At 62.6% G+C, this 8018-nt stretch carries 3 protein-coding genes; all 3 read right to left on the bottom strand.

Annotated features, from left to right (window positions below; all coding sequences use genetic code 11):
* Window positions 1-41: 41 nt before the first annotated feature.
* Window positions 42-4832 carry a non-ribosomal peptide synthetase gene (locus EOA33_RS16720; RefSeq protein ID WP_245482347.1) on the bottom strand — a complete coding sequence of 1597 codons (4791 nt, stop codon included), beginning with the start codon at window positions 4830-4832 and terminating at the stop codon, window positions 42-44.
* Window positions 4833-5570: 738 nt separating this feature from the next.
* The gene (locus EOA33_RS16715) at window positions 5571-5957 is read right to left on the bottom strand and encodes an ectoine synthase (RefSeq protein WP_127406093.1); all 387 of its coding nucleotides are present in this window, start codon (window positions 5955-5957) and stop codon (window positions 5571-5573) included.
* Window positions 5958-6531: 574 nt separating this feature from the next.
* A partial coding sequence (locus EOA33_RS16710; protein ID WP_145989171.1) for a potassium transporter Kup occupies window positions 6532-8018 on the bottom strand: 1487 nt, incomplete at its 5' end.

Here is an 8018-nt window from a genome sequence, read left to right as displayed (position 1 = left end):
CCAGATTGCCGTCCGGCAGATAACGCCCCAGGTCGCCAGTCTTATACAGCCGGTCGCCCTCCACAAAGGGACTGGCGATGAACCGCTCCGCCGTCAGCTCGGGCCGGTTCAGGTAGCCACGCGCAACACCCGCCCATGCTTGCCTGCAGTAAGGCCGGAGGCAATGTCGCGTGGGTGATCGATTCACTCCGCAGGTAATCCGAGAGTTCGGCACTCGCCTGGCGGAGCTCATCCGCAGGCAAATGCAAGGCAGCGCCGGAGCCAAGCGCCATAATCATTTCCCAGGCACTCGCATCAAAACCGAAGGAGGCGAACTGCACCACTCGACTGTTTGAACCAACGCCAAACAGTCCGATCTGAGCCAGCCCCAGATTGACCACTCCGCGATGCTCGACCATGACGCCCTTGGGCGTCCCTGTGGAGCCCGAGGTGTAGATGATGTAGGCGAGATGGCGCGCGGTGAGGCCAAGGGCGCGCGGCTCGGGATCCGCAGCAGGCAGTTCGGCCCAGACCGGGGTGTCCTCCAGATCGACCACCGTCACATTGACCAACGCCTCAGGGCCGAGCGCGGCCCGGCCGGCCGCATCGGCCAGCAGCAGCTTGGGCGCGGCATCGGCGAGCACCTGGTTGAGCCGCGCGCAGGGATAGGCCGGGTCCAGCGGCACATAAGCGCCGCCCGCCTTCAGGATCGCCAGCAGTCCCACCACCATGGCCGGGCTGCGCTCGACGCAGATCGCCACCGGCTGGTCCGGCTTGACCCCAAGGGCGATCAGATGATGGGCCAGCCGGTTGGCCCGCGCGTTGAGCTCGCCATAGCAGAGCGCCTCGTCCTCATGCACCAATGCCACCGCCTCGGGCGCCTGGCGCACCTGCTGCTCGAACAGCTCGTGGATGCAAAGACCCGACGGATAGTCCGCCGCCGTCCGGTTCAGCTCCTCCAAAAGATAGGTGCGCTCCTCGGGCGGAAGAATGTCGAGCGCGCGCACCGGCCTGTCGGGAGCCTGCTCCAATGCCTCCGACAGCGCTTCGAGCGCCCGCTGCATGTAGCCGCAGACCCGATCCGCAGAGATCGGCTCCACCACCTGTGCGGTGAGGCCGAGCGCCTCGCCAAAATCCTCCACCGACAGGGTCAGCGGATAGTTGGTGCGCTCCTCGCTGCCCAGCCATTCCACGCCGGACAGACCATCGTCCGTCCTGGAGCCGGCCATGGCCGCCGGCGTGTTGTGGCGGTAGTTCAACAGCGCGCCGAACAGCGGCGCCGGCGCCGCAACGCCGCTGCAGCGTTGCGCCTGCGCCAGCGAGGCATGCTCGTGTGAGAGCAGCTCGGCCAGACGGGCATGGGTGAGACGCAGACTTTCCTCAACTCCGGTGCCGTCGAGGTCGAGCCGCACAGGCAGGGTGTTGATGAACAGGCCCATGGCGCGGTCGGCGCCCGCACCCGCATGCATGCGGCCGAACAGCACCGTGCCGAACACCACCTGCTCTCGGCCGCTGCTCAGCGCCACCACCTGGCCCCAGGCCAGATGGCAAAGGCTGGCCAGGCTCAGCCCCAGCCGCCGCGCCTGGGCCCGCAGCCGATCGTTGAGCGCCTGCGGCAACATCCGATGCGCCTCGCCGACCCCGCTGCCGTCGCCATGCACTTGGCTGAGCCCGAACGGCAGCGTCGGCTCGTCGATGTCGGCCAGCATCGAACGGAAGAACTCTTCATGCGCCTTGGCATCGCCCCCCAGCCGCGCCTGCGCCACCAGATTGCGGAACGGCTGCGGCGCGGCAAGCTCATGCCCGCGACCCTGGAGCACGGCCCGCACCTCGGCATGCATGATCTCCAGCGTCGTGTGATCGCCGATCAGATGGTGCTGCAACTCCAGCAGCAGCCAGCGCCCGCTGCCGGGCTCGCGCGCGATCACAACCCGCATCAAGGGCGCCCGGCCAAGATCGATGCGGTGCCGGCGCGGATCGAACCGGCGCTTCAGCTGCTCGGAACCGGGACCGCCATCCTCATCCAGCTCGACCTCGGTCACCTCCAGGGCCGCCTTGCGCCACACCACCTGCGCCGGGCTCGACAGCCCCTCCCAGACAAAGGCCGTACGCAGAATGTCGTGCCGGTCCACCACCTGCTGAACCGCGCCAAGATAGCGCTCCAACAGGCCGCGCTCGGCAAACGCCATCTGCGAGACCAGTAGGTAGGGATCGCCCTTCGTCGCCAGCAGATGATGGAACAGGATGCCGTCCTGCAGCGGCGACAGGCCATAAATGTCCTGGATGTTGGCGACCCCGCCCGGCACCGTGGCGACGATCCGGTCGATCTCTTCCTGCCCAAGCTCGATGAGGGGCAGCATCTGCGGCGTAATCCCCGCACTCTGCTCGGTGATCGGGTTGGCAGGCACCGCCACCTCGTGATGGCTGCCAAGGCTTGCCGCCAGATCGCAAAGCACCGGCCGGGCGAACAGGGTGCGCACCTCCACCCCGAGCGACAGCCGTCGCAGCCGCTCCATCAGCTGCACGGCCAACAGCGAGTGGCCGCCGAGCTCGAAGAAGTTGTCGTGGCGCCCGACCCGCTCGACCCCGAGCAGCTCCGCCCAGATCCCGGCCAGCGCCGTCTCGACCGCGCCCTGCGGCGCTTCATAGGCGGCGTGCGCATAGGCCTCGTCGGCCGGCGCCGGCAGCGCCTGGCGGTCGAGCTTGCCGTTCGGTGTCAGCGGCAGCCCATCCAGCCGCACGAAGGCCGACGGCACCATGTAGTCGGGCAGCCGCGCACCCAGATGAGCGCGCAAGGCGCCGGCAAGCGCGCCGCCATCGTCCCCGTCCGAGCCGGCCTCGGGTCCGCACACGACATAGGCGACAAGGTGCTTGTCGCCGGCGCGGTCCTGGCGCGCCACAACCACCGCCTCACGCACCCAGGCATGCTCGCAAAGCCGCGCCGCGATCTCGCCCGGCTCGATGCGGAAGCCGCGGATCTTCACCTGCTCGTCGTTGCGGCCCAAAAACTCCAGATTGCCGTCCGGCAGATAACGCCCCAGGTCGCCAGTCTTATACAGCCGGTCGCCCTCCACAAAGGGACTGGCGATGAACCGCTCCGCCGTCAGCTCGGGCCGGTTCAGGTAGCCACGCGCAACGCCTGCGCCGCCAATGTAAAGCTCGCCCACCGCCCCGAACGGCACAGGCGCGCCATGGCCGTCAAGCAGGTACACCCGCGTGTTCGCAATCGGACGGCCGAGGGGAGGCAGTTGGGGCCAACATGATGGGTCAGCCGCAAGCCGGTGCTCGGCAATGACGTTGATTTCTGTCGACCCGTATTGATTGATCAATCTCGCCTTTGGATGTGCTTCGAAGAACGCCTTAAGCCCTGGAGTGGCCTGCAGTTGCTCACCCGCTGTATAGATCTCACTTAGAGAGGGCAGTTGCACTTGCTGCCCGCCCCAGACCTCCGCAAAATGGTTCAATGCTACGAATGGAAGGAAAAGCCGCTCGATCGCCTCCCCCTTCACGAACTCGAGCAAGTCGGAGAAGTCCTTGCGGGTTTCTTCCCGCAAGAGCACGAGCAGTCCACCCTCCTTCCAGCAAATGAACAATTCCTGGGAGGACACATCGAAGTTCAGGGTCGCGAATTGAAGTGTGCAAAGTTTTGACGTGCCAACCCCCGCGAGCGAGTTCACAAGCGACCCGTGGGACATTTCGACGCCCTTTGGCGTTCCGGTAGAGCCTGAAGTGTAGATGACATAGGCGAGATGGCGTGATGTGAGGCCAAGCGTGCGCGGGTCCGGGTCCGAAGGCGCGCGCTCGGCCCAGGCCGGGGTGGCCGTATCCAGATCGACCACCGTCACATTGGTCAGCACCTCGGGGCCGAGTGCTGCCCGTCCGGCCCCATCGCAAACCAGCAGCCGCGGCGCGGCATCGTCCACAACCTGCCGCAGCCGCGCGCTGGGATAGGCCGGGTCCAGCGGTAGATAGGCGCCGCCCGCCTTGAGGATCGCCAAAACCCCCACCACCATCGCCAGGCTGCGCTCCAGGCAGATCGCCACCGGCTGATCCGGCTTGACCCCAAGGGCGATCAGATGATGGGCCAGCCGGTTGGCCCGCGCATTGAGCTCGCCGTAGCTCAGGCGCTCGTCGTCGCAGACCACCGCCACCGCCTCCGGCGCCTGGCGCACCTGCGCCTCGAACAACTCATGGATGCATCGGTTCGAACGATAATCGGCCGCCGTCCGGTTCAGATCCTCCAGCAGATAGGTGCGCTCGGCGGCCGGCAGGATATCGATGCGGCCGACCGGCTGCCCCGCATCGGCCATCACGCCACACAACAATGTTTGCAAATGCTGCGTCATACGGTCGATCTGCGTCGGTGCCAATCGACTTGCATCAAAGTGCCATCGAAAGCTCCCATCCAGAGTGCAAGGCTCGAATGTCAGCAAATCACCGGACAGGGTTGTCTCAGAACTCGCGTTCGAAGCTAGATCGCTAGCGGCAGAACAGCTATCTGTAATCGTAATGCCAATCGACCAGGGCTGGTGTGATCGTAGTGCCTCCACACCTCGCAATGTCGGGCAGCGCGCGATAAGATCCCGCGCGAAGCTGCCGTGCTCCGTCAGCCGAGCGAATTCGGCCACCACCGCCCCGCGCACTTCCTCAAAATTATGTGCAAGATCAATGGTAACTTCGATCGGCACGACAGAGGCGATAAGCATCTCCACCGCTTTCGAACTGGCTTGCGATCTATCCCATGCAGGCGTGCATCCCAGTTGAAGCTCTGCTTCTCCCGTGATGCGGGCGAGATAGATCAGCCAAGCCGTTACCAAGTATTCCGTGCGATCGAATGGCGACAGCTTGGCCAAAGCACTTGGAATGACGCCCGAACTCGACTGCCATCTGGGCGCCGTCTTAGCCTCGGACGACGACACGAAGGGAAGCTGCGATGTTTTAAACTGCTCTAGCCGCTGTCGCCAAAAATACTGTGAAGGGGCCAGCTTCTCATGGGCGGCAGTTATGCTCCGCACCTCATCATCGCTTAATATCGGAAGGCGACCACCTTCATCAAGATTGCAGTGTCCCGCCAAGCTCCCTCCGTCACCAATACCGTCGCCGACAGTATCGCAGTTGCCACCGTTCCCTCGTCTGAGTTTCCGGTGAGCGTGGTCAGCGGACGACTTCTCCTCAGTCCGTGCCCCTTTTTAGAGGATCACGCATGCATCGTGCCAAAGGCGAAATCGTTCGCAATGAATATGATAGCAAGAACACTGCTATGTGGCTTATCCGACATCGCCGGACATCGTCCCTTTGAGCGCGCTTTCAATCGGCACAAGCCTTCCAGAATCTCCCCGATGTGTTCGCCGAAGCAAGCGGAGCCTGGAACATATCACTGTCACCGCTTGCGGCCGCGTAGGTAGGGACCCTTCGTGGAAAGCCCCCGTTTATCAATGAAGACCAATGAGAAAGCGGAGCCGATGTGAACGAGATAACAAACAATTTTTCCGCTGAGGTCGGCGGAATGCGGTGCGGATGGTGTTGGGTCGCTAAGGTGGATGTTCCTCGCATTGAGCGGCGGTTTGATATCTGTCGTTGGTTTATTTTGTTCAATATGCCGAGCCTGCCGGGTCGTCGAGACTGTGGCGCTCGGTTCCGTTGAGGGGCGGGTTGAAGATACTTACGAGGATCAGGTCCTTGTCTCGGCCCCCGCGCAGAAGATGCTTGTCATGCTTATCAAGCACATAGATGTCGCCCTTGCGAATGGGGAAGACATTCCCGTCCATGTCCTCGACCTCGCCCTCTCCGGCGATGCAGTAGCAGGCTTCGAGATGATTACGGTATTGCAGAAGCGAGACCGTGTTAGCGCGCACTACGGTGTGGCAGATGCTAAAGCCCATGCCGTCCTTATCGGTCAGAAGGCGGTGGCTAGTACCATTGCCCCAATCGACGAAGTGATCGGTCGCTTCAACATCCTGCAGGCTACGCACAATCATAGCACTATCCTTTTTATTCCGCAGCCGAGCCGGGGGCGCGTACTACCGTGATGTTGCCACTTCTGCGCGGTACTGCCGCCTGCGTTGCATGTTCCAGAATGCCCTACCGGCCACATAAAGTGTTTTCGGTCGCAAATCTGGCAAGTTGTTTCCTTCCTTCGCTGTGCCTCGCGACACGAATACAACTCCGCAGCCTGTTAGCTATTGAAGCAAATCTCGTGCCACCCTGGTAGAGAAAGGGGATAGAAATTGGGGCTGTTTTTTCAGATAATTAGAGAGTGGAAGGATTAGCAGGGCAGTGAAGCCAATCTTACAAAGGACTTTGCGGCACATCGATTACGTTCAAATGAATAAGTTGCTGCCCTGCGAGGTCGTTTCAGCGCATCTCGACTGGTGGGTCGGCAAGACAATGGGGAACGGGAATGATCGCAGGCGTAAAGGGACGGCTTTGGGGCCGGAAGCTTCGGGCCGGGAAAACCGGACCCAAGTTGGGCGCAAGCATTGTTGGCCTCCGCCCGGTCAGGCATTCACCGGCTCGGGAAATGCCAATTGATTCTGCTCAACCGCGGCATGCCTAAACGGCCACCTGCGTCCCGATCTCGACGACACGTCCGGTTGGGATCTGGAAATACTCCGTCGCATCGGCCGCCGAGCGCGCCAGGCCGATGAACAGCTTGTCCTGCCAGACCGGCATTCCGGAATTGGGCGATGCCTTGAGCGAGCGCCGCGACAGGAAGAAGGATGTCGTCATGATGTCGAACTTCCAGCCCTGCTTGCGGCAGATCGCCAGCGCGCGCGGAATGTTAGGCTGCTCCATGTAGCCGAAGGTCAGCGTCACCCGCATGAACAGCGCGTTGACCGTCTCCATCTTGACGCGCTCGCTGTCGGGCACGACCGGCTGCGGTGCCGTCACCACCGAAAGGATGACATTCTGCTCGTGCAGCACCTTGTAGTGCTTGAGGCTGTGCATCAGCGCGGTCGGCGCGCTCAGTGGATCGCTGGTCAGGAACACCGCGGTGCCCGACACCAGATGCGGCTTCTTCTTCAGCAGGTTGCCGGCAAGGAAATCCAGCGGGATCTCGTTCCGGCGCGTCTTTTCGAACAAATAGCGGGTGCCGCGGATCCAGGTCCACATGGTGAGCACAATAACTGCGGCAATGGCAAGCGAGGACCAGCCCCCTTCAAACACCTTGACTATGTTGGCGACAAAGAAGCCGGTATCGACGAAGGCGAACACCGCCATCAAGGCGACCGCGACGCCGAGCGGCCACTTCCAGATGCGCGTCATCACAACAAAAAGCAGTATATTCGTCACCAGCATGTTGCCGGTCACCGAAATACCGTAGGCCGAGGCCAGTCTGCTCGATTCACCGAAGCCGACCACCAGCAGCATCACCACCAGCGCCAGCAGCAGGTTGACGCGCGGCAGGTAGATTTGGCCCGACTGTTTTTCCGACGTATGCAGGATCACGAAACGCGGCAGCATGTTGAGCTGCACCGCTTGTCTGGTCAGCGAGAAGGCGCCGGAGATCACCGCTTGGCTGGCGATCACGGTCGCCGCCGTCGCCAGCACCACCATCGGGATGAGCATCCAGCCTTCGTTCATCTCGAAGAAGGGATGACCGACGACACCGCCATTCGCCAGGACGAAGGCGCCTTGCCCGACATAGTTGAGCAACAGGCAAGGAAACACGATTGCCAGCCAGGCAAGCACGATCGGCTTGCGCCCGAAATGGCCGAGGTCGGCATAGAGCGCCTCAGCGCCGGTGACGGCGAGAAAAACCGCACCAACCGTGACGAAGGCGACTTCGGGCGAGTTGGCCAGGAACGACACGATGTAATGCGGGCTGATTGCCAGCAGGATTTCCGGGTCGTCCATGATGTGGTTGAGGCCGGAAAGGCCGATGGCCAGGAACCACAGCGCGGTAACGGGCCCGAACACCAATCCTACGCCGCCGGTGCCAAACCGCTGTACCGCAAACACGATCGCCAGGATGGCCAGTGTCAGCGGCACCACATAGGGCTGGAATGTCGGCGTGACGACATTCATACCTTCGACCG

Origin of the sequence: Mesorhizobium sp. M4A.F.Ca.ET.050.02.1.1 (assembly GCF_003997725.1) — a bacterium.
In the GTDB taxonomy this organism is placed as follows: Bacteria; Pseudomonadota; Alphaproteobacteria; order Rhizobiales; family Rhizobiaceae; genus Mesorhizobium.
Note: the sequence above shows the minus strand (reverse complement) of the source record. Positions and strands in the feature narration are given on the sequence as shown.

Bases quoted from the DNA above. Each gene is read 5' to 3' on its own strand.
- EOA33_RS16715 (WP_127406093.1), bottom strand. From the start codon at position 5,957: ATGATTGTGCGTAGCCTGCAGGATGTTGAAGCGACCGATCACTTCGTC.